Source organism: Vibrio sp. R10-SG-ISO4, assembly GCF_059834135.1.
Genome location: NZ_JCBDHJ010000018.1, coordinates 122,538 through 148,940 on the forward strand (window position 1 = coordinate 122,538; position 26,403 = coordinate 148,940).

Sequence of the window (26,403 nt, forward strand, 5' to 3'; positions counted from 1 at the left end):
ATAAAAACATGAAAATCCTAATTGTTGATGACTTTTCAACAATGCGCCGAATCGTTAAGAACTTACTTCGTGACTTGGGTTTTAATAACACTCAAGAAGCCGACGATGGTTTGACTGCGTTACCTATGCTGAAAAAAGGTGATTTCGACTTTGTCGTGACCGACTGGAACATGCCAGGCATGCAAGGTATTGACCTGCTCAAACACATTCGCGCCGATGCTGAGCTTAAGCACCTTCCTGTTTTGATGATTACTGCGGAAGCAAAGCGTGAACAGATCATTGAGGCGGCACAAGCGGGTGTGAACGGCTACATCGTTAAGCCATTTACCGCGGCAACACTAAAAGAAAAACTAGACAAAATTTTTGAGCGTTTATAAGTCAAGGAATTGACGACGTGGCGCAATAGGCCAAATTCAGAATGATTTCATTAGAACAGGCAAAACAACTTGTCGAACTATTAGAAAACGGTCAACAGCAGGAAGCAGACCTTCTTGTTAAAGACATTCATGAATCAAATGCCAATCCGATGCTTCAAGAGATTGGCGAGTTAACCCGTGATCTGCACGAGTCTATCAAGCAGTTTACGCTCAGCGAACGAGTTAACGAAATCGCGAATGACGAAATTCCTGATGCAAGGGATCGCCTCCAATACGTCATTGACAAGACAGAAGTCGCCGCGAACAAAACCATGGATGCCGTCGACCGTTGTATGCCGATTGCAGACAATCTGCACGAAGGGCTACTCAAGGTACGTCCTCAGTGGAACGAATTGATGCACGGGCGCATTGACCTTGCAGAGTTCAAAGCCTTGTGCCATCGCATTGATGACCTCCTCGGTCAAGTCGAAGGCGACAGTTCAGAGTTACGCGGTCAGTTGACGGAAATACTGATGGCTCAAGATTTCCAAGATTTGACCGGACAAATTATTAGACGCGTGATTACTTTGGTTAGTGAAGTTGAAGCACGATTAGTTGAGATTCTCACTGCGTTTGGCGCAAGCCAGTTGGAAGGCAGCACAGATAACAAGAATAAAGCATCTACGGATCCGGAAGGGCCAATCCTTAACCCTCATGAAAGGGATGATGCCGTTTCATCACAAGACGAAGTGGACGACTTGCTCTCTAGTCTTGGGTTTTAGAGGTAACATATGAGCTTTGATTTAGACGAAGATATTCTTCAGGACTTTTTGGTAGAAGCGGGTGAGATTCTAGAACTACTGTCTGAGCAGTTGGTAGAATTGGAAAACAACCCAGATGACAGAGATTTGCTCAACGCCATTTTCCGTGGTTTCCACACGGTGAAAGGGGGCGCAGGGTTTCTCTCTTTGACTGAGCTTGTTGACACATGTCACGGCGCAGAGAATGTGTTTGATACGCTGCGTAATGGCCAGCGTCAGGTCGATTCTGGCTTGATGGATACCATGCTGCAAGCACTCGACACCGTCAATGAACAGTTTCAGGCTGTCCAAGACAGAGACCCGTTAACGCCTGCTGACCCTGCGCTTCTTGAGGAACTCCATCGTCTAAGCAAACCGGCTTCAGAAGATGAGGTGCCCCAAGCCGAAGCGCCCGTTGAGCCTGAGCCTGTCGTCGAAGAGCCGGTTGTTGTCGAAGAACCTGTAGTCGAAGAACCTATCGGGGAAGCGCCAACTGCAGATGCAGCCCCGTCAGGCTCTGGCGGTTCTATCGACGAAATCACCCAAGACGAATTTGAAAAGCTACTTGATGAGCTTCACGGCAAGGGCAGTGCACCTGGTAAAGAAGCCGAAGCGCAGTCATCAGCTGCTCCAGCGCCAAGTGCAGACATGAGCGGTGATATCACCGATGATGAATTTGAAAAGCTGCTTGATGAACTTCACGGGGTCGGCAAAGGACCAGGTGAAAATGAAGCGGCAGCGGCGTCTGCTCCGCCGCCACCTCCACCACCGAGCCCTGCGGCTGGTGATGGCGATTTAATGACTGATGAAGAGTTCGAGAAGCTGTTGGACAACCTGCATGGTGCAGGTAAAGGTCCATCAGTGGAAGAACTCGAAGCGGCCACGAAGCCAGTGCCACCTAAACCTGCTGCGACGCCATCTTCTGCACCAAGTCAACCGGCTCCAGCGGCGGCTCCGAAAGCGCAGCCTGCTGCAAAACCAGCCCCTGCCGAGAAGGCAGAGGCAGCGCCACCTCCAGCGAAGAAAGAGGCGTCTGCTCCGGCCAAGAAACCTCAAGCGGAAGCCACGGTCCGTGTGGATACTTCAACCCTCGATGTCATCATGAACATGGTGGGCGAGCTAGTGTTGGTGCGAAACCGCTTACTCAGTTTGGGGCTTAATAGCAACGATGAAGAGATGTCTAAAGCGGTCGCAAACCTAGACGTTGTCACTGCGGACTTGCAAGGCGCGGTCATGAAAACGCGCATGCAGCCGATTAAGAAAGTGTTTGGACGTTTCCCGCGAGTAGTTCGAGACTTGGCGCGTAGCCTGAACAAAGACATCACGCTGGAAATGCGCGGTGAAGAGACAGACTTAGATAAAAACCTAGTTGAGGCGCTTGCCGATCCATTGATCCACTTGGTTCGAAACTCGGTGGATCACGGTGTAGAAATGCCCGACGATCGCGTTGCCGCTGGCAAGCCGCGCACGGGTAAAGTGATTCTGTCTGCCTCGCAAGAAGGTGATCATATTGAACTGGCTATTGTCGATGACGGTGGCGGTATGGACCCAGATAAGCTCCGTGCGATTGCCGTTAAACGTGGCATGATGGATGAAGACGCAGCGTCTCGCCTCACAGACAAAGAGTGTTTCAACCTGATCTTCATGCCAGGTTTCTCAAGTAAAGAGAAGATTTCTGACATCTCTGGTCGCGGTGTGGGTATGGACGTGGTGAAAACGGCCATCAATACCTTAAACGGCTCGATCGATATTGACTCAGAGCTCGGTAAAGGCACCAAGATTACGATCAAAGTACCTCTGACACTGGCGATTTTGCCAACCTTGATGGTTGGGGTGGCCGGGCATCCATTTGCGTTGCCTTTGGCAAGTGTCAACGAGATCTTCCATTTGGATTTGAGCCGCACTAACGTCGTCGACGGCCAATTGACCATCATCGTTCGAGACAAATCCATTCCGCTATTCTATCTGCAAAACTGGCTAGCGCCGAGTGCGGGGAAAGTCGAGCTACGTAAAGGGCATGGTCATGTGGTTATCGTTCAACTAGGAAGCCAGCGTGTTGGCTTTGTTGTGGATACCTTGATTGGACAAGAAGAAGTCGTCATCAAGCCGCTTGATAAGTTGTTGCAAGGGACGCCGGGTATGGCAGGGGCAACGATTACCAGTGATGGTCACATTGCTTTGATTCTTGATGTGCCTGATCTGCTGAAACAGTACGCAGCGGCATCACGCATCTAACGGTGCGTAAATAGAAGGATTTATATGGCAATCAAAGTATTAGTTGTTGACGATTCGAGCTTCTTTCGCCGTCGTGTTAGCGAGATCATTAACTCTGAGCCTAAGCTTGAAGTGATGGATGTCGCAACCAACGGCAAAGAGGCGGTGCAAAAAGCACTGTCGCTTAAGCCTGACGTCATCACTATGGACATCGAAATGCCTATTATGGACGGCATCACTGCCGTCCGCGAAATTATGGCGCAAAGTCCTGTTCCGATTTTGATGTTTTCATCATTGACACACGATGGTGCGAAAGCGACCCTCGATGCGCTGGAAGCCGGAGCGTTGGACTTTTTGCCGAAAAAGTTTGAAGACATCGCGCGCAATCGAGATGAAGCGGTGACGTTACTGCAACAAAGAGTGTTGCAAATCGCTTCGCGTCGAACCTTTATGCGCCGTCCGGTGGCAAAACCGGCGACGCCCGCGCCAAGAAGTACGCCGACCTCATCTGCGCTTCGATCGACCTCAACAGCAAGAACGGCACCAAGCGCCGCCACACCGTCGCGTCCGGCGGTGAATGCGACGCGCTTTAAAGCCAGTGGTAAAAAATATCAGTTAACGGCTATCGGAACCTCCACCGGTGGCCCGGTCGCCTTGCAAAAAATTCTCACCAAATTGCCTGCAAACTATCCGCATCCTATTGTGCTTATTCAGCATATGCCTGCGACGTTTACCGCGGCGTTTGCTAGTCGCTTAAACTCGCTGTGTAAAATCACCGTAAAAGAAGCAGAAGATGGCGATATGCTAAGACCAGGTGTGGCGTATCTCGCTCCAGGTGGCATGCAGATGATGATTGATGGCCGCCCAGGCAGCGCTAAATTGCGTGTGATTGATGGCGGTGAGCGGATGAACTACAAACCTTGTGTCGACGTCACCTTTGGCAGTGCAGCCAAAGTGTATGGTGACCAAGTGTTGTCGATGGTACTGACGGGTATGGGGGCGGATGGTCGTGAAGGCGCACGAATGCTGAAAAATGCCGGCGCAACGATTTGGGCGCAGGATGAAGAGAGCTGTGTGGTGTATGGCATGCCTCAAGCTGTGGCTAAAGCCGGACTCTCCAGTGAAGATCTACCTCTAGACCGCATTTCAGAGCGAATGTTGGTTGAGCTTGGACTCGCGTAGAGGTGGCGACATGATAGTTTGGAGTATTGCAAACCAAAAAGGCGGCGTAGGCAAAACCACCACCACCATTACGCTGGCGGGCTTATTAAGCCAGCAAGGTAAACGGGTGTTATTGGTCGATACCGATCCGCATGCCTCTTTGACGACCTATCTTGGTTATGATTCCGACAGCGTACCTGCCAGTTTGTTTGATCTTTTTCAGCTCAAGGATTATACCCCAAGCACCGTCAACCCTTTGATCATGAACTCGGACATTGAAGGCATTGATCTGATTCCGGCGCACATGTCTTTAGCGACGCTAGATCGCGTGATGGGTAATCGCAGCGGTATGGGGTTGATTCTAAAGCGCGCCTTGCTCGCGATTCGAGATCAATACGATTATGTGTTGATTGATTGCCCGCCTATCTTAGGGGTGATGATGGTCAATGCTTTGGCGGCGAGCGATCGAATTTTGATTCCGGTTCAGACCGAGTTTTTGGCCATGAAAGGCTTAGAGCGCATGGTTCGCACGTTGGCGATCATGCAGAAGTCTCGTAATCGTGCATTCAAAGTGACGATAGTCCCCACCATGTACGACAAGCGGACTCGCGCGTCGCTGCAAACCCTGCAGCAGCTTAAGAAAGATTACCCGAATCAGGTGTGGTCTTCGGCCATACCGATTGATACCAAATTTCGTGATGCGAGCTTAAAGCATTTACCTGTCTCACACTTTGCGGCAGGCAGTCGCGGTGTGTTTGCCTACAAGCAGCTGTTGATTCATTTAGAGAGGTTAGCGCTCAATGAGTAACAACGCGTTGCTGTCAGGTGAACAGGCACTGGATGATTATTTTGCCGCTTTGCTCGACGAAGAGGTGGAGCTAGAAGAGACTCAGGTCGCCGCGCCACAAGATGAATCGTCGGACACAGTCGAGCCAATGCATGCGGTTGAAGCATCATGGGAGCCAGAGCCACAAGTGCAGCCCGTGGCTGAAAACAGCTACATCTTACAGTCGACGGTCGATTTGGAAGTGCCCAATCTTGAGGACGTAGAAAGACTGCTTAAACAGCTCGAGTCGACGAATCCTGTTGCTGACTTACAATTAGAAGAGGTCATGGAGCAGAATACGGCGGCGATTGCTCAGGTTGAACCTGACATTGTGAAGCCAGAAGTCGAAGAGATTCAAGATTGGGTGATCGATGAACCCCTAGCCCCAACACAAGAGGCGGAGGCGTTTGTCGAAGAGGACGTTGTGACGTTCGAACCGTCGCTGACTGAGGTGGTCGATGAGGCGCCCATCGCTGAGTTTCCTGTCGCAGAGGTGCCGATTGCTGAAGTACCTATTGCTGAAGTTGAGCAGCATATTGAATCCACGGTCGAGGTGCAGAGCGAACTCGAGACATCCAGTGGCAATGCGCTAGACAGCTGGCAAAGTACCGAGCGTCACGTATCGTTTCAGGTACTCTACTTTGAGGTGAATGGCGTGACCTTTGCGGTGCCACTCGATGAGCTTGGCGGCATTCACCGTATTGGCGATCTGAATCATTTAATTGGTCGACCAAGTTGGTATTTGGGTTTACAAACCAATCGGGATTCTCAGCTTGATGTGGTGGATACCGCGAAATGGGTGATGGCCGAAAAGCTGGAAGATGATAGCCATAAAGACGAATATCAATACATTGTCATGCTTGGTGAGAGCCTTTGGGGACTAGCAAGCACGCAATTGCTGGGTACTGAGTCGCTCAGCCCTGAAAAGGTCCGCTGGCGTGTGACGGCCGGGAAGCGTCCGTGGCTTGCGGGTATGGTAAAAGAAAAAATGTGTGCTTTGGTTCACGTTGAGGCATTGATAGCTATGCTTAATGCAGGACTTGATGTTAAAGCACTAGATAAATAAGTTCATTTAAGGCCAATTTGGGCAGAGAGGAATAGGTATGTCTCAAACGAATGAAGTCGAAGTAAGAAAAGACCAGTCCAATGACGAAGTACTTCAGTGGGTGACGTTCCAACTAGAAGAAGAAACTTACGGTATTAACGTAATGCAAGTGCGTGAAGTGCTGCGTTACACCGAAATCGCACCAGTACCGGGTGCGCCAGACTATGTACTGGGTATTATCAACCTTCGTGGTAACGTCGTCACTGTCATCGATACGCGTTCACGTTTTGGTCTCATGGAAGGTGAGATCACCGACAACACTCGCATCATTGTGATTGAGTCTGAGCACCAAGTGATCGGTATTCTGGTTGATAGTGTGGCTGAAGTGGTTTACCTCCGTTCTTCTGAAATCGATACAACTCCAAGTGTCGGCACTGACGAAAGCGCCAAGTTCATTCAGGGTGTGAGCAACCGTGATGGTAAGCTGCTTATCCTTGTGGACTTGAACAAGCTGTTGACTGACGAAGAATGGGATGAGATGGCTCACCTATAATGGATATCTTCGCTGTAGCTCCCGCACCTGTGTTAGCAGGGGCGGTGGCGTTCGTCTTTTTGTTTCTTTTGCTTGCGCTGTTTCGCCTCAAGCGAGGTCAAGTGAGAACGGCCGATCATTTTCGCCAGCAGCAACGGCATTTTGATAAAGAGCTGCAAAAGGCCAATAAGCAGCTTTTAGAAGTGCGCTCGGTTGTTGTTGGGCTTGGACAAAGGATCAGCGAGCAGCAGGACATCATTCAGCACCTCAATGAACGCGTGACAGAACTTGAGCAAGAGGACAGTGATGGGCGTCTCTATTCACGAGCGACCAAAATGGTTCAACTCGGGGCTGATTTGGATGAGTTGATTGAGCAGTGTGAGCTTCCCAAGGCGGAAGCGGAGCTGATGATGTCATTACAGAAGAAATTAGCGGGAGAGGAGAAGATTCCTCCACTCCAGAGCACACCAAGACGTCAAGAGGCGCGCAAACGCCCGGTACGAAAGTGACATTATCAAATTAACAGTGTCGCAAATAGTGAGGATGCCCATTCAGGCATCCTTTTTTCTTTCACCCTATCCATAAGGGGTAGAGTGTGAAATTCACATCGCTGTAAATCACAATTTTCACGCCGAAAGCATAAACATAATCAATTATTAACAGAATCTTACGTAGTTTCGTGAGCCTAGGTCAGTGTTGGTAGTTTTGTCGTGAAAAGGCTGTGGTAAACTAGCGGCTCGAAAATGGTTGATTGGTCATACATGTTACAAGTCTCGCAACTGACGGCGATCCGAGATGAAAGAGTGTTGTTTGAATCGCTCTCTTTCGATATAGAGCCAGGTGAATTAGTACAAATTGAAGGGCGCAACGGCACAGGCAAAACGACGTTGCTGCGTATTATTACGGGTCTTGGTGATAAAGAGTGCGGAAACATTACTTGGCGTGGTGAATCTGTGCTTTCCAATCGTGAAGCTTTCCATCAAGACTTGCTGTTTCTCGGCCACCAGACCGGTATCAAGCGCGAACTCACCGCGTACGAAAATTTGCGTTTTTATCTGGGCCTGCACAGTCAGCAAGCGCTCACGAAAACCGATATCTATAACGCTCTGGTCAAAGTTGGATTGGCAGGGCGAGAAGATGTCCCAGTGGGGCAGCTGTCTGCGGGGCAGCAGCGGCGCGTAGCATTGGCAAGGTTGTGGCTCAGTGAGCATAAATTGTGGATTTTAGATGAGCCTCTCACGGCCATCGATAAGCAAGGCGTCAAGGTGTTGGAAGCGCTCTTTCTGCAACATGCAGAGCAAGGGGGCATAGTGATTTTGACGACACACCAAGACATGTTTGCCGACAATCCCATCCTTAGAAAAATTAAGTTAGGTGACTAGCCATGCTCGCAGCTATGAACACGATAATTCGCCGTGAGTTGCTGATCGCGTTTCGCCGTCAAGCGGATATTTTTAACCCATTGTGGTTCTTTATTATTGTCATCACGCTCTTTCCGCTCAGCATCGGGCCTGAGCCCAATTTGTTGGCTCGCATTGCTGCAGGCATCGTTTGGGTCGCGGCACTGTTGTCGGCGCTGCTCTCCTTAGAGCGCCTGTTTAGGGATGACTTCCAAGACGGTTCACTTGAGCAGATGATGCTAATGCCCATTCCATTGCCGCTGGTGGTGATGTCAAAGGTGTTGGCACACTGGCTGTTAACGGGATTGCCGCTCATTCTGATTAGCCCGCTGCTCGCCATATTACTATCGCTGGATTTTAATACTTGGCTTGGTGTCGTGCTGACACTCTTGATTGGTACACCCACGCTGAGCTTTATTGGAGCGATAGGCGTTGCGCTGACCGTTGGTCTGCAGAAAGGTGGCGTTCTGCTGAGTTTATTGGTGCTGCCGCTCTATATACCTATTTTGATTTTTGCGACCTCCGCGATTGATGCGGCATCGCTTGGCATGGCGTATAACGGACAGTTAGCGATACTCGGTGCCATGCTGGTGGGATCGATGACGTTAACGCCATTTGCGATCAGTGCAGCACTTAGGGTAAGCGTGACTTGATTGTTTTGAATCAAGCACGAAAAATTCCCTTTCTATACATGACATAATGGTCATAAATAAAAAACATAACGACAATAAATAAACCGACCGAATGACCCGTTGATGAATTTTGCGGGACGGTGCCCAGAAGTAAGAGTGAGTAAAACGATGTGGAAATGGCTCCATCCTTATGCCAAGCCAGAAGCCGCTTACCGATTGTGCGGTAAGTGCTTACCTTGGTTTTCCGTTTTAGCCTTGGTGTGTCTCGTCGCCGGAACCTTGTGGGGGCTGGCCTTTGCGCCTTCAGACTACCAACAAGGCGACAGTTTTAGAATCATCTATATCCATGTGCCCTCTGCGATCTGGTCGATGGGCGTCTACATGTCGATGGCGATTGCCGCGTTTATCGGATTGGTGTGGCAAGTACGCTTATCAGATATGGCAGCCTCTGCGATGGCGCCCATTGGCGCGGTGTACACCTTCATTGCCTTATTAACGGGGGCCGTGTGGGGCAAACCGATGTGGGGTACATGGTGGGTATGGGACGCTCGCCTAACATCCGAGCTGATTCTGTTGTTTCTCTACCTTGGCGTGATTGCTCTGTATCACGCGTTTGATGATCAAAAAACCGCCGCCAAAGCAGCCGGTATTTTAGCGATTGTTGGTGTGGTTAATTTGCCTATCATTCACTTCTCAGTGGAATGGTGGAACACCTTGCATCAGGGCGCCACCATTACCAAGTTCGAAAAGCCTTCTATCTCGGCGAACATGCTGTGGCCTTTACTCTTGAACATCTTTGGTTTTGCGTTTTTCTTTGCCAGCCTGACCATGGTTCGCTTGAGAAATGAAATTTTGGCTAAAGAGAGCCACCGCCCGTGGGTGGTTCAACTCGCCACAGAACAGTCCGCCACAGAACCATCCGCCAAAAAAGAATCCAAGCAGGAGGCCTAACCATGCATTTTGATAGCTTAAGTGATTTTTGGGCAATGGGCGGTTATGCCGGCTATGTGTGGAGTGCGTTTGGAATCACGTTTTTGTCGATGTGGATACTCTGGGTGGTCAGTGTGAAGCGGGGCAAAGGCATCTTGCGCGATGTGAAAGCAAAAGTAGACCGCCAAGCACGAATCGAAGCGGCGAAAAATTTGGAGAACACCTTATGAACCCAAGACGTAAAAAGAGACTCAGTATTGTCCTCGCTATTTTTGTCGGCATCTCTGCGACCGTGGGTTTGATGCTCTATGCCCTAAACCAAAACATGGATCTTTTCTATACACCAACCGAGCTGGTCAACGGTAAGCCTGATGGCACCAAACCAGAAGTGGGTCAACGCCTTCGCATTGGTGGCATGGTGGTAGAAGGGTCAGTTAAGCGCGATCCGCAATCTTTGCGTGTGTCGTTCGATTTACATGATATCGGCCCGAAAGTGACTATTTACTACGATGGCATTTTGCCTGACCTATTTCGCGAGGGGCAAGGGATCGTGGCGCAAGGCGTACTAAAAAACGCGACCACCATTGAGGCGTTTGAAGTGTTAGCGAAGCACGACGAAGAGTACATGCCGCCTGAAGTGGCCGAAGCGATGAAGAAGACCCACGAACCGCTTCAGTACACTCAAGAGCAAAAACAAGGAAGTGACCAATGATTGCTGAGATTGGCCATTTTGCGCTGATTATTTCTCTCGCCATGGCAGTGCTCTTGAGCATTTTGCCACTGGTCGGTGCATCGCGTAACAATACGCTTTTGATGAACACTGCAAGACCACTCTCTTGGGGGATGTTCTTGCTGCTGTTGGTCTCGTTTGCTATCTTGTTGTGGGCGTTTTATACCAACGATTTCACCTTGAACTATGTGGCAAGCAACTCCAACACGCAATTGCCTTGGTACTATCGACTGACCGCGGTTTGGGGTGCCCATGAAGGATCATTGCTGCTGTGGGTTCTTATCCAAGCGGGGTGGACGGTTGCAGTGGCGAGCTTTAGTCGAGGTATGCCACAAGAATCGGTCGCACGCGTATTGGCGGTGATGGGCCTTATCACGGTAGGCTTTTTGCTGTTTATCATCGTCACCTCGAACCCATTTTTGCGTACATTGCCATACTTCCCAGTCGATGGCCGCGATTTAAACCCGTTACTGCAAGACCCGGGCTTGATCATTCACCCACCCATGCTCTACATGGGGTACGTAGGCTTTTCGGTTGCTTTCTCATTTGCGATCGCCTCACTGATGACCGGCCGACTTGATACGGCATGGGCGCGTTGGTCTCGTCCTTGGACAACCGCCGCTTGGCTCTTTCTCACACTGGGTATTGCGTTAGGCTCATGGTGGGCTTACTACGAGTTAGGTTGGGGAGGCTGGTGGTTCTGGGATCCAGTTGAAAACGCCTCTTTCATGCCTTGGCTTGCCGGTACTGCGCTGATGCATTCACTCGCTGTGACCGAAAAACGCGGCACGTTCAAAGCGTGGACGGTGCTACTGGCCATATCGGCATTCTCGCTCAGCTTATTGGGCACCTTCTTAGTGCGCTCCGGCATTCTGGTCTCGGTGCACGCTTTCGCCTCCGATCCTTCGCGTGGGATGTTTATCCTTGGCTTCTTGGTGTTTGTCATCGGCGGCTCGCTGCTGCTGTTTGCGCTCAAAGGCGCGTCGGTTCGTGTGCGTGGCAACTTCGAGTTGGTATCACGCGAAAATGCGCTGTTGGTTAACAACGTGTTGCTGATTGCGGCGTTAGTGGTGGTGTTGGTTGGGACCTTATTGCCTCTGGTGCACAAGCAAATCGGGTTAGGCTCTGTCTCCATTGGTGCGCCATTCTTTGACATGCTGTTTGCCTGGTTGATGGTGCCGTTTGCCTTCTTCCTCGGTATTGGACCGCTGATCCGCTGGAAGCGAGACAACCTCAAAACCGTCAAAATGCCGATGCTTATCTCTGGCGTGGCTTCTTTGTTGCTCGCTGCCTTGTTCACTGTGTGGTTGGCCGATCAGTTCTTAGTGATGGCGTATATCGGTTGGGTGATGGCACTGTGGATCATCTTGCTGCATGGGTTTGAGCTCTACCAAAGGGCGACGCACCGTCACCCTTTCTGGAGTGGTGTGAAAAAACTTCAGCGCAGTCACTGGGCAATGATGTTGGGCCACATCGGTCTTGCAGTTTCGATTATCGGTATTGCCATGGTGCAAAACTACAGTATCGAACGTGATGTCCGTTTGGCACCTGGCGAGCATTTCCAAATTCAAGGTTATGACTTCTATTTTGAAGGCTTACGAGACAAAGATGGCCCCAACTATGATGGCTATATTGCGGATTTTGAAATTACCCTTAACGGCAAATACATCAATACCTTGCATGCAGAGAAACGCTTCTACCGCACGGCGCGCTCTATGATGACCGAAGCGGCGATCGATCGAGGGATAACGCGCGATCTCTATATTGCGATGGGCGAGCAACTCGACGACAACAAATCGTGGGCCGTACGTATTTACTACAAACCGTTTGTGCGTTGGATTTGGGCGGGGGCTCTGTTGATGTCTCTCGGCGGTGCGATTGCCATCAGCGATAAGCGTTACCGATTTAGAAAGAATACCCAGCAGGAGGCATCATGAGTAAGAAGCTACTGTTTATTCCCTTGGTGGCCTTTTTAGGATTAGTCAGCGTTTTTGCCACCCAGCTCATCAAAAACCAACATGGTGATGATCCCACAAAGTTGGAGTCGGTCTTGGTCGGTAAAACGGTGCCAGAGTTTCGCTTAGAAGATTTAGCGGAACCGGGCAAACTGTACGATCAACAGATTTTTGTTGGCGAGCCTTTGCTACTCAATGTCTGGGCAACGTGGTGCCCTACGTGCTATGCCGAGCATCAGTATCTTAATGAGTTGGCTAGCCAAGGCGTTAAAATCATCGGACTGAACTACAAAGACGATCGCACTAAGGCAGTCGGCTGGCTCAACGACCTCGGTAACCCGTATCTCATCAGCCTGTTTGATGGCAATGGTATGTTGGGCCTAGATCTTGGTGTTTATGGCGCGCCAGAGACGTTCCTCATTGATGCAAATGGCGTGATTCAGTACCGCCATGTGGGTGATGTGAACGCACGCAACTGGGCAGAGAAGCTAGAGCCTATGTACCAACGTATGGTTGAGGAAGCAGTACAATGATTCGAAAGAGCGTTTCCCCCTTTCTGCTTTTAACTTTGATGTTAATGACGGCATTGACGCTCTCAATGGCAGCGAAAGCGGCCATCGAGGTGTATGAATTTGACTCACTCGAGCAAGAGCAGCAGTTTAAGGAGCTCGGGCACACCTTGCGCTGTCCGAAATGTCAAAACAACACCATTGCGGACTCTAACGCGGAACTTGCGGTCGATTTGCGCCAAAAAGTGTACGAAATGACCAAAGACGGCAAATCGAAGCAAGAGATTGTTGATTACATGATCGCGCGCTACGGCAATTTTGTGACTTACAAACCGCCGTTCACATTGGCCACCTCGATTCTGTGGCTTGGCCCGCTGTGTGTGGTGGTCTTGGGCTTTGCGCTGATTGTTCTTCGCAGCAGAAAAAGCAAAGTAAAGAGTGTGCCCGATGAGCAATGGAGCGCCGATAAGGAAGCGCGACTGAAAGCCCTTCTTGATGAACAAAATGATGGAGATAAACACAAATGACACTATTTTGGGTAGCCTCAGTCATTTTAATCGTCATGAGCTGCTTGCTGGTTGCTTTGCCTTTCATTCGCCGCACAGAGAACCAAGATGTCCGTCTGCGTGACGAGCTTAATAAAGCGTTTTACAAAGACCGTCTCTCGGAACTCGCTGAAGAAACCGATGAAGGCTTGGTGGAGAACCAACAAGAGCTCATCGACGATCTTAAGCAGTCCCTGCTTGATGACATCCCAACCAAAGAGGGCGGTGCTGATAGCGCAGCTATCAAGCCGGTATGGGTGCTAGTACCATCATTTTTGCTGGTCATTGCGCTCTCTTATGCGATGTATTTCCAGTTTGGTGGTGCTAATCAAGTCAACGAATGGCAGCAAGTGAGTGCAAACTTACCCGCGCTATCGAAAAAGCTCATGTCGCCGGAAGGCGCCAGCTTGAGCGACGACGAGATGAAAGACTTAACCTTGGCGCTGAGAACCCGCCTTCATTATCAACCGGATGATTCAACGGGCTGGTTGCTACTCGGTCGTATCGGCCTCGCTAATCGCGATGTGGATACGGCGATCGGTGCAATGAAAAAAGCCTATCGTCTAGAGCCTGAGAACACCGATGTTCAACTGGGCTATGCCCAAGCCTTGATGCTCTCTCAAGATGAGTTTGATCAAAACCGCGCTCGTACCTTGCTTTCCGAGTTGGTTCAGCAAGAGTATGTCGACTTGCGTGTGTTCTCTTTGCTCGCGTTTGATGCTTACGAGCGTCAGGACTTCCCAGCGGCGATTCGTTATTGGGGCGTGATGCAGCAGATGATCGGCCCTGAGGATAGTCGCTATGAGATGCTCTCGCGCAGTATTGACAACGCACGCAAGCAGATGGGGCAAGCGATAGGTAACGGCCAATCTGTGGCGGTGACGATTGCGCTTGACCCTAGTGTACAAGCCGATCCGAATGCTTCGCTCATTGTGTCAGTGCACAGCGCCGATGGCGCGCCTATGCCAGTCGCAGCAGCGCGCTACCCTGTGGGGAGCTTCCCGCGCACTGTGGTGTTGGATGACAGCAACAGCATGTTGGAAGCACGCAAACTCTCCTCGCTCGATGCGTTGATGGTGCGTGTGCGCATCGACAGCGATGGCAATGTTGCCACTAAAGCAGGGGACTGGTTTGGCGAGAGCGAAGCGGTTAAGATAGGGGAACCAGTTGAAGTGCTAATAGATAAGCAATACTAATTCCCAATGCTTATGGATTAACAAAAAGCCGGTCACGACCGGCTTTTTTCATGGAAAGAGATAATAATGATAGATAAAACGTCTCGAACCGGACTGTTACTTTGCTCAGCGTTAGTGATGTCAGGGTGTGCTAGCCAGCCTGATGCTTCCTCGGCTTATGACGACTCTGGTCCGTACGATCCCATCGAAGGGTTTAACCGAACCATGTGGACCCTTAATTACGATTACTTAGATCCTTACTTGGTTCGACCCGTATCGCTCGCCTACGTTGGTTATGTTCCGACGCCGATTCGTTCTGGTATAGGGAACTTCTTAGGCAACTTAGATGAGCCATCTAGCGTGATCAACAACCTTGTTATGGGCAATGGCGAAAAAGCGCTCGACCACTTTAATCGATTCCTGATCAACAGTACGTTGGGTTTGCTGGGTTTGATTGACGTGGCATCTGCGGCGGGTATCACCGACCACAACGAAAAAACGTTCAGTGATGCGGTGGGTCACTACGGGGTCGGAAATGGACCCTATGTCATGGTGCCGGGCTATGGCCCTTGGACAGTGCGAGAGACCGCCGATTTTGTCGACAGTGCTTACGTACCACTTTCGTTGCTGAATTTTTGGGGCGCGTTAGGTAAATGGGCCCTGGAAGGGATGGAAACCCGTGCAGCGCTGGTGAATCAAGAAGTGATGTTGGAAAACTCTCCTGACCCTTACGCACTGACGCGTGATGCGTATCTTCAACGCCAAGACTTTAACGCCGAGATAGAAAAAGAAGCGTTCAATGAGGAAGAAGAAGCTTATCTTGATGAATATCTACAAGATTTCTGACTACTTGACGTTGAGAAAGTAAAAGGGCTTGGTCACTGACCAAGCCCTTTTCGTATAAAGGAGAAGTATTTAAGGGTATGCGTTAGAAGGTGTAGTTCGCTTGTACACCGACGATGATTACGTGTCCCGATGTCTCGCCGACAAATTCGCCGCCAATGACCTCTGCTGCTTCATCAGATGGGTACCCGCGTGACTCTGTGATAGGTGCATCTTTTGCGAACACGTAAGTGAAGCCACCATCCAACGTGAACTGCTTGGTAAACGCGTAACTTGCTCCCACACTCAGCCAAGTACGGTCTGTTTCTGGAATAGTAATGGTGCGGTTTTTGTCACTCACCGCTGACATGTCATACGCGACACCCGCTCGTAGTGCCAACTTAGAATCCCATTGGTAGGTGGTACCGAGCGCAAAACGGTAGTTGTCTTCCCAGTTTTCCTCTTTGACCATCTTGGTGCCGTAGGTCTCAAGTTCTGCCTCGAGTTTTTCGAAGCTGCTCCAATCTGTCCAGTTAATACTCGCATGTATAGCGAGTTTGTCGTTCAACTGGTGGTAGCTGGCGATCTCTGCGGTAGCGGGTAGTTGAAGGTTCATGTAGCCATTGTCTCGATCAGCTGCGAGTGCAACATCGAACCCTAGTCCAGTGGCATAACCTTGAAGTTTAAGATCGACCGCTGATTTATAGGCAACACCGATACGATGACTTTGGTTAATCTGCCAAGCAGCACCAAGTTGCCAGCCCCAAGCGGTGTCATCGCCTTCCATATATTTGAGGGTCGTGCCTTGCGGGAGGCCATAAACATTGTTTGTTGGCGCCGTTGCGCCAAAGCTTCCTTCGCCCATCACGTAACGTAGGCCACCACCGATGCTCACCGCATCATTGATTTGATACGCAGCGTTTAGGTTGGCTTCCATCGTGATCACACTCGCTTCATTACCAAAGTGAGAAGCGGCGAAATCGGTACCCAGATCAGTCTCCATGCCGTAGTTGGTGCCGAATGCGGCGCCAACAAAGAACTGCTCAGAATACTGGTGAGAAACGTAAAAGTTAGGGATAACGGCATCGTGAGCAAAGTCAGACGACGTGGCATTCGAACTCGGTAACGTTGGATTAGCCGATGTTGAACCATCTACGGTACCGCTAACATCCACATTAGGGTCTACATACACAGCGCCCACGGAGAGCTGCGTCCCCTTCAGATAAGTCAGCATCGCTGGGTTGCGCCATTGCGCACTGGCGTTGTCTGCCATCGCCGCTTCACCGGCGTACGCTCGACCTAGGCCTGTTGCGGAGTACTCGGCGAGCTGAAAGCCAGCCGCAGACACGTGTGTGGCGCTGGTCATCAGAGTGCCAGCCACTGCAAGAGAAAGAAGTGTTTTATTGGTTTTCATTTTTATGTTCGCTGATTGTCGTTGACTTTGGTCGTGTGATGATAAAGTTAGAGCAAACACTTTAAAAATAAAAAACGAGCCATTGATGGTTTTTGGAATAAAAAACTAATCATTATAAAAATATATAGTTTAAATGTTGTTTGTTAATGGTGTGTTTCTAAAGTTGAGCGTACATCTGTAGGGTCAATCAGAGGGTTCAGGTTACACGTGTAGCCTGAATGGGAAGCGAAGTGATTGAATAAAAAATTAAAAAAGGCCGCGAGGGCGGCCTTTTAAGATATAGCGTGTTCGCTGTGCTTAGAAGCTACGGCTGTATTGTAGGCCGACCAGAATCGCGTCTGCGTGTGTTGTGCCGCTTACTGCTGAAACCGTCGTTCCATTGATGACAGTTGTTTCTTCGACTTTTACGTCATCACCTAACAAGTACGTAAATCCGAAGTCAACATTTGACTTGTTGTCGATATGGTAAGTAAAACCAGCGGATAACCAGTTTCTGTCCGAGTCTGGCACTGAGATTGAAGTAATCTCATCTTGAGCACTGGTATCATGCATATAGCCTGCACGGAGTGTCCAATCTTTGTTCATATAATAAGTACCACCAATGGAGTAGTGCATACCATTCTGCCACTCGTAGGTGTTCAGTACACCAGCGTTATCAGCTTCGAGTTTATCGAATGCACTCCAACCGATCCATTGAACAGAGTAGTGGACTGCGAATTTTTCGTCTAAGCGATGGTAACCAGAGAACTCAATAATGTCAGGTAAGGGCATGTTGAGCGTATCATTCTTATATGTAACGTTTACGAACTCACCTGTAGAAGGGTTAACTCCAAGGCCGGTAATATCACCTTTGGCTTCAAGTTTAGGGCTGTAGCGGTATGAAAGACCAAAACGATTTTCATCGTCTAACTCGAATACAGTACCGAGGTTAAATCCAACAGCCCATCCATCAGCTTTTGTATCTAACGCAGTGTAAGTATCTATACCTGTTACCAATGCGTCAACTGCATTGTTTGGCAGTGTTATAGAACGCTTAAGTTCGCCTTTTCCATATATTAGATCTATCCCAGCGCCAAAACTCCATTGGCTAGTTGCGCGATATGAACCAGCTAGACCCAAGTTGAAGCTCTTAACATCCGTCAAACCACCGTATTCTGAAGCTGAGTAGTCATCTGAAAATTCCGTTTTTGTGCCAAAGTTGGTGTAGGCATTAACACCCCATGCAAACTTTTCGTTTACAGGTACGATCAAGTGAATATTAGGAGCGATTGATGTATCGCCCGCATCGTCATAATTTGCACTAGTACCAGTAGGCGCAGAAGTTCCTGAATACACAGCGTCTTTAACTTCAATCATTGAGGTGATTGATACAAAGCCTAGAGATAACGATGTTTCATCAAACAGCGCCATCGCGGCAGGGTTTCGTGCCATTACAGATGCGTTATCAGCAATAACCGCATCACCTGCGAACGCTCGGCCAAGGCCGGTAGCAGATTGTGCGTTAAGTTGGAAACCGGCGGCCATCGCTTGCTGTGAAGCCATTGCCGTTGATGCGATAGTCACTGCTAACAGTGATTTTTTAAACAGACGCGTCTTGTTCATTTGTGCTTTTTCCTTTTTGTTCGTCTCTTTCGGACGTTATATTTGAGCAAAAGCTCAGTGGTGGCTGATCCTAGAGGCAATTATAGGAGATACATATCCGACCATTGCGTAGTTGGCGGATAAAATTAGCGAAATGACGGTTATCTGGCAGGAAAATCCTACAAAATGGCTGTTTTTAGAGTGTAAGCTCTAATTTTATGCTAAAAAAATGGCCCGAGAGGGAATCTCGGGCCATGATCTTGCTCACAAAATGTTATCAGGTTGTTAACTTATCGGCTTGATGATATCCATCAAAGTTTGCGCGATGTTCGCCACATCTTCGCCTTTGTCTCCAACCAGAATCAGACTGTTATTCCCAATCGGCTCAACAATGCCCGCCATACCTTGTTTCTCAAACGTAAAGGCGTTCTCACTGGCGATACCGGTTAAGAACAGTGTCACTTTGCCTTGCGTGCCTTTAAAGACCATATGCACCGCATTGGCATCGCCAAAGCCACAGTGGTTAAGATAGTAGACATGGTAAGGGAACTGCTCAATCAAGTGTTTTTTAAACGGCACCATTTTGGCATTGATTTGCGACGATTGGACTTGTTCATCCAACACAAACACGAAGCCTTTTTCATCAAACACATGTTGAATGGCGGTGTCCGCTAAATTGGCGTTCGCGGGTGATACCACTAAATTGCCCCAGTTGACTTGGCCAACCAGTAGACCAGCGACAAAGGCGACCGAAGCTGCCATTGCCATGGCACGTTTAACGAATGTCGGGCGAACGACATTGTCTTCTTTGATTGCCGCGGATTGATTAAACAAAATGCGGTCAGCGAGCCCATCGGGTACATCGACCTTCATGGCATTGGCAATGAGGGTATCGAGTTCAAGAATATCATCGGCAAACTTGGCATTCTTGCTGTCGGCTTTGATCGCTTCGTTGATTTGTGAGTCACGCTGTTTTGGGTCGGACATAATACGACGACGGAATTCTAACTCATCCATTTTTTTGCCCCCTTGCGCTGTCATCAGAATCTAACATCTCTTTAAGTTGGTTGCGCGCTCGAAAAAGCCGTGTCATGACGGTGTTTTTGTTCAAAGACAAAATCTCGCCTATCTCTTCACCACTGAACCCTCCTACCACTTGGAGGAAAAGGGGCTCACGGTATTCTTCTTCTAGCTTCATGATTTGCGCTTGGATCCACTGGGTTTGATGATGTGGGTCATCGCTCACTTTGGCTTCGCCGCTGTAATCATCGATATCCACGAGATCAAACTGCTTACGCTCAAAACGACGCGCGTTCTCACGGCGCAAGATGGTGATCAGCCAAGACTTGGCGGCTTTTTCATCTTGCAAACTGTCCAGTGACTTCCAAGCCCTTAGGCAGGTTTCCTGCACCAAATCTTCCGCGATGGTTGGGTCTTTGCAGAGCCAATACGCATAGCGGTAGAGATCTCGGTGATAGGCACGAACCAGCGCTTCATATTTTCTTTGTCTGTCCATATCCGAGTTGACCGGAGTGTCGGACTTTTTCTTTCCAAAAAACGAAATTATTGACACACGAGCCTCCTAGTATGCTCCGTGGTGCTCATTATGGCTGATAAAACCCTCTTTATATATTGAAGCAAAGTGGCGCACAGTGCGATAAAAAGAGAGAAATCCCATTAAAATTGATCTACTTCAAAAAGAGGCAAGCGGCAACAGGTATAGTAACTCCTGTCATCTAGTCGGCATCTGCTGACAAGTTGAGCAAGATGACACTTCCTTTTGAAGGCTGACTTTACTTTCTCCTAATCAGGAAACTGATTATTTTCAATTGGCGTTAGTTAATTGCTTTATACATTCCGACCACACAGTTCTGTGTGGTTTTTTTTTGCCTCGAGAAAATGCCCGGCGCAGCAACGCTGTTCTCCCGTTTAGGCGGCTGTGTTTGATGATCACAGTGTTTGGCAAAAGCCGACAACCTGGATTGTCACCCTACCTTGTCTGATGTTATAAACTGAGGATAAAAGTGATGCATTTGTTGCATTGCCTACAAGGAAAGTTGAGGACCGATGAGAATCTTGATAGTGGAAGATGATCGTTTGATCAGCCAATCATTGGAGCAGCGCTTCACTGATTTAGGTCATGGAGTTGATTGTGCCTACGATGGAAAAGTGGCGTATGCCTTGGTCGCTCACACTCAATACGACTTAATCATCTTGGATTTGAATCTTCCGCATCGTTCTGGAGAAGAGATTACAAAAAAAATTCGCCAACGTTACGATACGCCTATTTTGATACTGACGGCGAGAAACGAGGTGCTCGATAGAATCCAACTGCTTGACTTAGGTGCGGATGATTACCTTTGTAAGCCTTTTGACTTGGGTGAACTAGAGGCGCGATGCCGTTCTATTGTGCGCAGGAGTCAAGGGCAAGATCACAACCTTATCGAATTTGGTGACATCTGTTTTGACGCAGCGAGTGCCACGGTGCAGGTGAAGGGTAAGACGGTGGAGCTCAAACAGCGAGAGTATCGCTTGTTGGAAGTGTTTCTCGGTCACCCGAACCGCGTTCTCAGTAAAGAAGAGATCATCGACCATCTGTATGGCTATGACAATCCGCCGAATCTGAACGCAATTGAGACATACGTAGGGCGTCTCAGAAAAGCGTTGTCCGAGAGTGAGGTGGAGATCAAAACACTGCGTGGCCTTGGGTATGTGATGGCCAAAGCAGGATGATCGCCTCATTGCCCGTTTTTCAGGGATTTTCTACTCGTTCGTTACGTTTTCAGCTTGTTGTTTATGCGACGATGTTGCTGCTGTTTATTGGCTTGCTCTCTATGCTCGCAGTCAAGCGCTATGCGTATCAGACAGCGCAAATTGCGTTCGATCGTCCGCTCGCCAACTCAGCGTTACAAATTTTAGAGCAGGTAAGGTTTGAGCACCTGCAAGTCAGCGTTGACCTGCCTTTCTCTGCGTTTGCCGGTTTATCAGATTCTCCCAGAGACAAAGTATTTTATGCTGTTGTCATCAATCACGATGAATTTATCACGGGCTATGCTTCCTTGCTCAGCGATACAACAATTCAATCACACATTCAGCAATATCCCGTACAGTTAGAGATCAAACCCCATTTTTTCTACCACACCATGTTTGATGAGTATGTACGCTTTGCCTTGGTCAGCCGCTCGGTGAACACCAGTGAGGGGGCGCAAGTGGTCTCGGTATTGGTGGGTCAGACGGTTCAAGCCAGGACCCATTGGGAAAAAGAGCTATCAGATGTGGCATTCAAGCTATTGGTCGGTGTGGTCAGTTGTGCCCTTGTGGTGATTCTCGTACTGATTGCTATGGTACTTAAACCTTTAAACGTGATTAACCAGAAAATCGCCAGTCGCTCCAATGTGGATCTCACACCCATCGATATGGATGCACCTGAGGAAGTGTCCCACTTGATTGAGACCGTTAACACCTTTATGTCTCAGTTGGATGACACGCTGACAAACCTGAAAAACTTTACTGGAGAAGCGGCGCATCAGTTGAAAACCCCGCTTGCCGGCATGCGCGCGCAAGTCGGTTTGATTCTGAGTCGAGATCACAATGAGGCGACCGCACGATCGTTAGCGAACGTGCTCAAGGCGTGCGATGTGCTCGAACGGACCATTGATCAACTGCTTAATCACGCAACCATTAAGCACCGATATCGAAGTGTTGAGCCCCAGTGGGTGAACATGAATCAGTTAACGGCAGCTGTGTGTCGTTCGTTGGCGATGAATGCGTTGGCAAAGGAGATAGAGCTAAGTTATGACGCGGACACGGCCTTTTCTGTACGCGGGGATGCCTTTGCACTTGAGCAAATGCTGACGAACCTCGTTGAAAATGCCATTAAATACTCGCCAGCATCCAGTCGAGTGGAAGTGGAAGTCAGCCATATGGGTAGCAAAGCCGTCGTGGTGATACGTGATTTCGGCCCCGGTATTAGCGATGCTGATAAGCCTTTGGTGTTTGATCGTTTTTATCGTATCGCGGGGACCGACGAAGCCGGTACCGGTCTGGGGATGAGTATTGCGGCTGACGTAGCGAAGAAGATGCAAGCCGTATTGTTGCTAAAAGACAGTGTCCCAACGGGGCTGACGGTAGAAATACAGTTTCCTTATACAGCGTGGCAAGAGGTAAGCGAATGAAGCGTATCGGGTGGTTAGCGGTTGCGCTCCTATGGTCTGGTTTCAGTGCGGCTGATGAGGCTTCGTTGCCACTGCGGATCTATGGCGCGGCATATCAGTCAGAAATGAAGCCGATGCTGGATGATTTTAAAATGCGTCACCCAGAGGTTAAGATCGATTACCGCTGGATGAGCAGTAATGATCTAGACCGGTATGTTCGCGATAACATTCAGCCACAGCCCGATATCACCATCAGTTCCGTGATGGATTTGCAACTGCGGCTAGTGAATGATGGCTACGCATTGCCTCATCAGGTCGCGATGTCGAGCTACGGTACTTCGCAGAGTGTATTGCCGGAGTGGAGTCAATGGCGTGATGAGTTGTTTGGTTTTAGCTTTGAGCCTGCAGTTTTAGTGTTTAATAAAGCCTTCATTGACGGTAAGGTGCCCCCAATGAACCGCGTTGAACTATTGAGCTTTATCCGTCAATACAGCAGTGAGTTAGTCGGGAAAGTCGGCCTGTTTGATATCCGCCGAGTGGGGATCGGTTATTTACTTTGGTCTTTTGAAAGGCAGCAGGCAAGAAATTACGGTCAGTTTCTTGAGCTGTTTAATTCCGCCCAGGCACGCACTTTTGGTAGCACCCGTTCGATGCTTAAAGCGGCCAGTGAGGGTGAGCTTCTTATGGCTTACAACGTGCTCGGATCATACGCTAGAAGCTGGCAAGAGTTGGATGACAACATCGTGATCGTGTCGCTGACAGACTACACACCCGTAATCATTCGCAGCGCCTTTATCAATAAAAACACTCAACAGCCCGATACCGCAAAAGCCTTCATTGATTACATCTTGTCTTTGTCTGGCCAATGGGTCATGGCTGAACAAACCAATATGCCGCCGATTCGCACAGATATTACTAGTGAAAAATCCGCCGCATATTTACGTCAACACTATGCAGATCAACTGAACCCTATCCCTCTGGACGTGCGACTCATGGTGTTCTCAGATCAGAGTAAACGGGAGGTGGTGACGACAGAGTGGGAGAGCGCTCTCAAAAATTACGATTGAGTTGTCCACGCATGCGTGTGTCAGTTCGGTGACAGGTTCGTTTCGTAGCCTTACGCAGCCATTTCAAGCAGGAAGTGGTGTGATTGCTAAGGAGCGAAGGAATGACACACTCTCATCTAATTCCCTGCATGCTTATTCGGGGTGGCACCTCGAAGGGCGCGTATTTTCTTTCACAAGATCTCCCCAGTGACCCAGATGAACGTGATGCGTTGCTGATACGCATCATGGGATCAGGTGATGTCCAGCAAATCAATGGTATTGGTGGGGGCACCACGTTGACCAGTAAGGTGGCGATCGTCTCGTTGTCTGACTCGCTAGGAGTCGATCTTGACTATCTGTTTGCTCAAGTTGGCGTGGAGGAGAAGATCGTGGATACCAAACCCTCCTGCGGCAACATCTTGTCTGGAATCATTGCGTTTGCAACCGAAAAGAATCTTATCTCACTTCAAGACGGGACGACGACGGTCCGAGTCAAGAACGTCAATACCAACACCATCATAGAAGTCACAGCCGAAACGCCGAATCGACGCTTAAAGTTCGACGGGGATGTGACGGTTGATGGCGTCCCTGGCACCGGCTCACCAGTCTTGTTGAACTTTCTTGACGTGGGCGGAGCAAAAACCGGGGCGCTGTTCCCAACGGGTCAACGTCAACAACGCATTCTTGATGTCGATGTAACCTGCATTGATGCCGCTGTTCCTATGGTGCATATACCCGCATCAGCGCTGGGCATTATGGGTACAGAGAGCAAAGCCGAAATTGATGCGAATCATGATCTACTGGCACGCATCGAAGCGATTCGCATTGAGGCGGGTGAGCTGATGGGGCTAGGTGATGTTCGCTCGAGCGTGATCCCTAAAGTGTCCATTGTGTCCGCACCTCAATCCGGTGGAACCATTACCTCTCGCTATTTAGTCCCCCACAATTGCCATGCCAGTCATGCGGTGACCGGCGCTATTTGTGTTGCGTCTGCCTGTTTGATTCCCGGTACGGTCACTCACTCGCTGGCAGCGCCGAGCAAAGATGAGCGTGTAGTAGTTGAGCACCCAAGCGGAAAAATTGATGTGCAAATGAGTATTTTAGAAGGTGAAGGAGAGCCGATCATCGCTCAAGCGGCGTTAGTCAGAACGTCTCGGCCTTTGTTCAAGGGCGAGGTGTTTGTTAGCCACTAATGTGTCTGCTAGCAAACGGCTTCGCACTCTCGTCGTAAAGTCGATCTATGTAACATTTTTGTTAATGAGGTTGTCCTTGTCAGTTTGATGACAGGTTGAGTGATTAGTGTTAACGCATCGCAATATTGGGCGATAGATAACAAGATTAACGAGAAGCAATCAAAGGATTTGAGGAGGCATTCATGCCAATGAGCAAACCCACTTACCCCCAGTTTATTCGCCGTACTACGGCACTGTTTTCCGCAATGGTTGCCCTAGGGGTCGCCTCTCTGAGCCCGTCGGTACTGGCAGAGGATGTCTCCTTTGATGGCGAGCGTGCTCAAATTACCGTCCCATATAAAGAGGGAGGTGGTACGGATACTTGGGCACGATTTTTTGCTCCTTACTTTAGCCAAACGCTGCCTGGTGAGCCTGTTGTCGTGGTCAAAAATGTGCCTGGTGGCGGTTCAACTAAAGGGGCTAACCAATTTGCCCGCAGAGCCAAAGACAACGGTTTGGATGTCCTCGCGAGCTCCGCATCGACTCAGTTTACTTATCTACTCGGTGACCGCCGTGTCAAATACGATTACAACGATTGGGATGTCGTGATGGCGTCGCCTACCGGCGGTGTGATTTACGTATCTCCGAGTACTGGTATCAACAATGCGGATGATTTTGTTGCCAACCTAGGCTCAGTAGAGTTTCAGTATGCCAGTCAAGGTGCGACAACGATTGATTTGGTGCCTTTGTTAGCGCTTGATCTATTGGGTGCTGATGTCAAAGCTGTCTTTGGTATGAAAGGTCGTGGTGCTGGTCGCCTCGCTTTTGAACGTGGCGAAGTCAATTTAGATTCTCAGACCAGTTCTGCCTATTTGAAGAAGGTAACCCCGCTGGTAGAGGAAGGCAAAGCGATCCCCATCTTTAGTTTGGGTGTGTTGGATGACAACGGTCAACTTCAGCGCGATCCTAACTTCCCCGATATTCCACACTTCGCTGAGGTCTATCAGAAAGCCAATGGGGACATGAATGCCCAAGGTTTCAAAGTTTGGCGTTCTTTCTTTGTCGCAGGTTTCGTGGCTCAGAAAATGTTTTTCCTTCCTGATTCAACGCCAGAAGCGGTCAAACAAGCCTGGCGTGATGCAGCAAAAACCTTCGTTGCAGATGAAGAGTTCCAAGCTCGAGCTAAAGACGTACTGGGTAACTATCAACAGCTAACGGGCGAGGAGGCAGACAAAGCGGTAGAAGCGATTCTGTCACTCGATGAGAGCAGCAGAGAGTGGGTCGCTCAATGGCTTGCTGATAAGTACAACACCAAATTGTAACTCTCAATGAGCAGCGCTCTGAGCGCTGCTCTTCTCTCTCATTCCTCAATTTAGTTGTCCCTCTATTCTCCGTCTGACGACG

The 26,403-nt window shown here is 49.3% G+C and carries 27 protein-coding genes; 23 read left to right on the forward strand and 4 right to left on the reverse strand.

The window, feature by feature from the left end:
* Window positions 1–8: 8 nt before the first annotated feature.
* The 18 genes from cheY (at window position 9) to AC6R03_RS13575 (ending at window position 15,656) form a co-directional block, all read left to right on the forward strand.
* The gene (gene cheY, locus AC6R03_RS13490) at window positions 9–377 is read left to right on the forward strand and encodes a chemotaxis response regulator CheY (RefSeq protein ID WP_017635949.1); all 369 of its coding nucleotides are present in this window, start codon (window positions 9–11) and stop codon (window positions 375–377) included.
* Window positions 378–418: 41 nt separating this feature from the next.
* A complete protein-coding gene (locus AC6R03_RS13495; protein WP_500625771.1) occupies window positions 419–1,138 on the forward strand; it encodes a protein phosphatase CheZ in 720 nt (239 codons plus the stop codon).
* A 9-nt stretch (window positions 1,139–1,147) separates the two neighbouring features.
* Window positions 1,148–3,391: a chemotaxis protein CheA gene (locus tag AC6R03_RS13500; protein ID WP_500631875.1), complete on the forward strand. Its 2,244-nt coding sequence runs from the start codon at window positions 1,148–1,150 to the stop codon at window positions 3,389–3,391.
* A 24-nt stretch (window positions 3,392–3,415) separates the two neighbouring features.
* Entirely contained in the window at window positions 3,416–4,552 is a 1,137-nt protein-coding gene (locus tag AC6R03_RS13505; protein ID WP_500631876.1) for a protein-glutamate methylesterase/protein-glutamine glutaminase, read from the forward strand.
* A gap of 10 nt (window positions 4,553–4,562) precedes the next feature.
* The gene (locus AC6R03_RS13510; RefSeq protein WP_487903592.1) at window positions 4,563–5,339 is read left to right on the forward strand and encodes a ParA family protein; all 777 of its coding nucleotides are present in this window, start codon (window positions 4,563–4,565) and stop codon (window positions 5,337–5,339) included.
* Window positions 5,332–6,423 carry a chemotaxis protein CheW gene (locus tag AC6R03_RS13515; protein WP_500631877.1) on the forward strand — a complete coding sequence of 364 codons (1,092 nt, stop codon included), beginning with the start codon at window positions 5,332–5,334 and terminating at the stop codon, window positions 6,421–6,423. Before AC6R03_RS13510 ends, AC6R03_RS13515 begins: the two co-directional genes overlap by 8 nt.
* 37 nt (window positions 6,424–6,460) lie before the next feature.
* Window positions 6,461–6,955, forward strand: coding sequence for a chemotaxis protein CheW (locus tag AC6R03_RS13520; RefSeq protein ID WP_006959436.1), 495 nt, complete (start codon window positions 6,461–6,463; stop codon window positions 6,953–6,955).
* Window positions 6,955–7,443 carry a DUF2802 domain-containing protein gene (locus AC6R03_RS13525; RefSeq protein WP_500628700.1) on the forward strand — a complete coding sequence of 163 codons (489 nt, stop codon included), beginning with the start codon at window positions 6,955–6,957 and terminating at the stop codon, window positions 7,441–7,443. The genes AC6R03_RS13520 and AC6R03_RS13525 overlap by 1 nt, the downstream gene beginning before the upstream one ends.
* A 252-nt stretch (window positions 7,444–7,695) precedes the next feature.
* A complete protein-coding gene (gene ccmA, locus AC6R03_RS13530; protein ID WP_500631878.1) occupies window positions 7,696–8,316 on the forward strand; it encodes a cytochrome c biogenesis heme-transporting ATPase CcmA in 621 nt (206 codons plus the stop codon).
* Between the two features lie 2 nt (window positions 8,317–8,318).
* On the forward strand, window positions 8,319–8,987 hold the full coding sequence (ccmB, locus tag AC6R03_RS13535) for a heme exporter protein CcmB (protein WP_500631879.1): 669 nt from the start codon (window positions 8,319–8,321) through the stop codon (window positions 8,985–8,987).
* 147 nt (window positions 8,988–9,134) lie between these two features.
* Window positions 9,135–9,917 carry a heme ABC transporter permease gene (locus tag AC6R03_RS13540; RefSeq protein WP_500631880.1) on the forward strand — a complete coding sequence of 261 codons (783 nt, stop codon included), beginning with the start codon at window positions 9,135–9,137 and terminating at the stop codon, window positions 9,915–9,917.
* 2 nt (window positions 9,918–9,919) lie between these two features.
* Complete coding sequence (gene ccmD / locus AC6R03_RS13545) at window positions 9,920–10,126, forward strand: heme exporter protein CcmD (RefSeq protein WP_334551093.1); 207 nt, start codon at window positions 9,920–9,922, stop codon at window positions 10,124–10,126.
* Window positions 10,123–10,608, forward strand: a complete 486-nt coding sequence (gene ccmE / locus AC6R03_RS13550; RefSeq protein ID WP_334551092.1) for a cytochrome c maturation protein CcmE — start codon at window positions 10,123–10,125, stop codon at window positions 10,606–10,608. The genes ccmD and ccmE overlap by 4 nt, the downstream gene beginning before the upstream one ends.
* A complete protein-coding gene (locus tag AC6R03_RS13555; RefSeq protein ID WP_500631881.1) occupies window positions 10,605–12,563 on the forward strand; it encodes a heme lyase CcmF/NrfE family subunit in 1,959 nt (652 codons plus the stop codon). The genes ccmE and AC6R03_RS13555 overlap by 4 nt, the downstream gene beginning before the upstream one ends.
* Window positions 12,560–13,114, forward strand: coding sequence for a DsbE family thiol:disulfide interchange protein (locus AC6R03_RS13560; protein WP_500631882.1), 555 nt, complete (start codon window positions 12,560–12,562; stop codon window positions 13,112–13,114). The genes AC6R03_RS13555 and AC6R03_RS13560 overlap by 4 nt, the downstream gene beginning before the upstream one ends.
* A complete protein-coding gene (locus tag AC6R03_RS13565; protein WP_500631883.1) occupies window positions 13,111–13,617 on the forward strand; it encodes a cytochrome c-type biogenesis protein in 507 nt (168 codons plus the stop codon). Before AC6R03_RS13560 ends, AC6R03_RS13565 begins: the two co-directional genes overlap by 4 nt.
* Entirely contained in the window at window positions 13,614–14,831 is a 1,218-nt protein-coding gene (gene ccmI, locus AC6R03_RS13570) for a c-type cytochrome biogenesis protein CcmI (protein ID WP_500631884.1), read from the forward strand. The genes AC6R03_RS13565 and ccmI overlap by 4 nt, the downstream gene beginning before the upstream one ends.
* Before the next feature lie 66 nt (window positions 14,832–14,897).
* Complete coding sequence (locus tag AC6R03_RS13575; protein WP_500625782.1) at window positions 14,898–15,656, forward strand: MlaA family lipoprotein; 759 nt, start codon at window positions 14,898–14,900, stop codon at window positions 15,654–15,656.
* A gap of 82 nt (window positions 15,657–15,738) precedes the next feature.
* Here the strand turns inward: AC6R03_RS13575 and AC6R03_RS13580 are convergent, their stop codons facing one another.
* The 4 genes from AC6R03_RS13580 to AC6R03_RS13595 form a co-directional block, all read right to left on the reverse strand.
* Window positions 15,739–17,046 carry an outer membrane protein transport protein gene (locus tag AC6R03_RS13580; protein WP_500631885.1) on the reverse strand — a complete coding sequence of 436 codons (1,308 nt, stop codon included), beginning with the start codon at window positions 17,044–17,046 and terminating at the stop codon, window positions 15,739–15,741.
* A gap of 297 nt (window positions 17,047–17,343) precedes the next feature.
* Window positions 17,344–18,648: an outer membrane protein transport protein gene (locus AC6R03_RS13585; RefSeq protein WP_500631886.1), complete on the reverse strand. Its 1,305-nt coding sequence runs from the start codon at window positions 18,646–18,648 to the stop codon at window positions 17,344–17,346.
* A 264-nt stretch (window positions 18,649–18,912) separates the two neighbouring features.
* Window positions 18,913–19,644 (reverse strand): DUF3379 domain-containing protein, encoded by a 732-nt coding sequence (locus AC6R03_RS13590; RefSeq protein WP_500631887.1) that lies wholly within the window; start codon window positions 19,642–19,644, stop codon window positions 18,913–18,915.
* The gene (locus AC6R03_RS13595; protein WP_334551485.1) at window positions 19,637–20,143 is read right to left on the reverse strand and encodes a sigma-70 family RNA polymerase sigma factor; all 507 of its coding nucleotides are present in this window, start codon (window positions 20,141–20,143) and stop codon (window positions 19,637–19,639) included. The genes AC6R03_RS13590 and AC6R03_RS13595 overlap by 8 nt, the downstream gene beginning before the upstream one ends.
* Window positions 20,144–20,694: 551 nt before the next feature.
* Between AC6R03_RS13595 and AC6R03_RS13600 the strand changes: the two genes are divergently transcribed.
* From AC6R03_RS13600 to AC6R03_RS13620, 5 genes are all read left to right on the forward strand, one after another.
* Complete coding sequence (locus AC6R03_RS13600; protein ID WP_500625786.1) at window positions 20,695–21,360, forward strand: response regulator transcription factor; 666 nt, start codon at window positions 20,695–20,697, stop codon at window positions 21,358–21,360.
* A complete protein-coding gene (locus AC6R03_RS13605) occupies window positions 21,357–22,802 on the forward strand; it encodes a sensor histidine kinase (RefSeq protein ID WP_500631888.1) in 1,446 nt (481 codons plus the stop codon). The genes AC6R03_RS13600 and AC6R03_RS13605 overlap by 4 nt, the downstream gene beginning before the upstream one ends.
* Window positions 22,799–23,848: an ABC transporter substrate-binding protein gene (locus tag AC6R03_RS13610; protein ID WP_500631889.1), complete on the forward strand. Its 1,050-nt coding sequence runs from the start codon at window positions 22,799–22,801 to the stop codon at window positions 23,846–23,848. Before AC6R03_RS13605 ends, AC6R03_RS13610 begins: the two co-directional genes overlap by 4 nt.
* A gap of 101 nt (window positions 23,849–23,949) precedes the next feature.
* Window positions 23,950–25,020, forward strand: a complete 1,071-nt coding sequence (locus AC6R03_RS13615) for a 4-oxalomesaconate tautomerase (protein ID WP_500631890.1) — start codon at window positions 23,950–23,952, stop codon at window positions 25,018–25,020.
* A gap of 182 nt (window positions 25,021–25,202) precedes the next feature.
* A complete protein-coding gene (locus tag AC6R03_RS13620; protein WP_500631891.1) occupies window positions 25,203–26,321 on the forward strand; it encodes a Bug family tripartite tricarboxylate transporter substrate binding protein in 1,119 nt (372 codons plus the stop codon).
* Window positions 26,322–26,403: the final 82 nt, after the last annotated feature.

What these genes read in the sequence shown, in the direction of transcription:
- AC6R03_RS13510 (WP_487903592.1), top strand. Translation starts at nt 4,563, where the DNA reads ATGATAGTTTGGAGTATTGCAAACCAAAAAGGCGGCGTAGGCAAAACC.
- AC6R03_RS13615 (WP_500631890.1), top strand. Translation starts at nt 23,950, where the DNA reads ATGACACACTCTCATCTAATTCCCTGCATGCTTATTCGGGGTGGCACC.
- AC6R03_RS13585 (WP_500631886.1), bottom strand. Translation starts at nt 18,648, where the DNA reads ATGAACAAGACGCGTCTGTTTAAAAAATCACTGTTAGCAGTGACTATC.
- cheY (WP_017635949.1), top strand. Translation starts at nt 9, where the DNA reads ATGAAAATCCTAATTGTTGATGACTTTTCAACAATGCGCCGAATCGTT.
- AC6R03_RS13600 (WP_500625786.1), top strand. Translation starts at nt 20,695, where the DNA reads ATGAGAATCTTGATAGTGGAAGATGATCGTTTGATCAGCCAATCATTG.
- ccmB (WP_500631879.1), top strand. Translation starts at nt 8,319, where the DNA reads ATGCTCGCAGCTATGAACACGATAATTCGCCGTGAGTTGCTGATCGCG.
- AC6R03_RS13610 (WP_500631889.1), top strand. Translation starts at nt 22,799, where the DNA reads ATGAAGCGTATCGGGTGGTTAGCGGTTGCGCTCCTATGGTCTGGTTTC.
- AC6R03_RS13595 (WP_334551485.1), bottom strand. Translation starts at nt 20,143, where the DNA reads ATGGACAGACAAAGAAAATATGAAGCGCTGGTTCGTGCCTATCACCGA.
- AC6R03_RS13580 (WP_500631885.1), bottom strand. Translation starts at nt 17,046, where the DNA reads ATGAAAACCAATAAAACACTTCTTTCTCTTGCAGTGGCTGGCACTCTG.
- AC6R03_RS13500 (WP_500631875.1), top strand. Translation starts at nt 1,148, where the DNA reads ATGAGCTTTGATTTAGACGAAGATATTCTTCAGGACTTTTTGGTAGAA.
- ccmD (WP_334551093.1), top strand. Translation starts at nt 9,920, where the DNA reads ATGCATTTTGATAGCTTAAGTGATTTTTGGGCAATGGGCGGTTATGCC.
- AC6R03_RS13605 (WP_500631888.1), top strand. Translation starts at nt 21,357, where the DNA reads ATGATCGCCTCATTGCCCGTTTTTCAGGGATTTTCTACTCGTTCGTTA.
- ccmI (WP_500631884.1), top strand. Translation starts at nt 13,614, where the DNA reads ATGACACTATTTTGGGTAGCCTCAGTCATTTTAATCGTCATGAGCTGC.
- AC6R03_RS13505 (WP_500631876.1), top strand. Translation starts at nt 3,416, where the DNA reads ATGGCAATCAAAGTATTAGTTGTTGACGATTCGAGCTTCTTTCGCCGT.
- AC6R03_RS13540 (WP_500631880.1), top strand. Translation starts at nt 9,135, where the DNA reads ATGTGGAAATGGCTCCATCCTTATGCCAAGCCAGAAGCCGCTTACCGA.
- AC6R03_RS13555 (WP_500631881.1), top strand. Translation starts at nt 10,605, where the DNA reads ATGATTGCTGAGATTGGCCATTTTGCGCTGATTATTTCTCTCGCCATG.
- AC6R03_RS13495 (WP_500625771.1), top strand. Translation starts at nt 419, where the DNA reads ATGATTTCATTAGAACAGGCAAAACAACTTGTCGAACTATTAGAAAAC.
- ccmA (WP_500631878.1), top strand. Translation starts at nt 7,696, where the DNA reads ATGTTACAAGTCTCGCAACTGACGGCGATCCGAGATGAAAGAGTGTTG.
- AC6R03_RS13620 (WP_500631891.1), top strand. Translation starts at nt 25,203, where the DNA reads ATGCCAATGAGCAAACCCACTTACCCCCAGTTTATTCGCCGTACTACG.
- AC6R03_RS13565 (WP_500631883.1), top strand. Translation starts at nt 13,111, where the DNA reads ATGATTCGAAAGAGCGTTTCCCCCTTTCTGCTTTTAACTTTGATGTTA.
- AC6R03_RS13520 (WP_006959436.1), top strand. Translation starts at nt 6,461, where the DNA reads ATGTCTCAAACGAATGAAGTCGAAGTAAGAAAAGACCAGTCCAATGAC.
- AC6R03_RS13560 (WP_500631882.1), top strand. Translation starts at nt 12,560, where the DNA reads ATGAGTAAGAAGCTACTGTTTATTCCCTTGGTGGCCTTTTTAGGATTA.
- AC6R03_RS13515 (WP_500631877.1), top strand. Translation starts at nt 5,332, where the DNA reads ATGAGTAACAACGCGTTGCTGTCAGGTGAACAGGCACTGGATGATTAT.
- AC6R03_RS13525 (WP_500628700.1), top strand. Translation starts at nt 6,955, where the DNA reads ATGGATATCTTCGCTGTAGCTCCCGCACCTGTGTTAGCAGGGGCGGTG.
- ccmE (WP_334551092.1), top strand. Translation starts at nt 10,123, where the DNA reads ATGAACCCAAGACGTAAAAAGAGACTCAGTATTGTCCTCGCTATTTTT.
- AC6R03_RS13590 (WP_500631887.1), bottom strand. Translation starts at nt 19,644, where the DNA reads ATGGATGAGTTAGAATTCCGTCGTCGTATTATGTCCGACCCAAAACAG.
- AC6R03_RS13575 (WP_500625782.1), top strand. Translation starts at nt 14,898, where the DNA reads ATGATAGATAAAACGTCTCGAACCGGACTGTTACTTTGCTCAGCGTTA.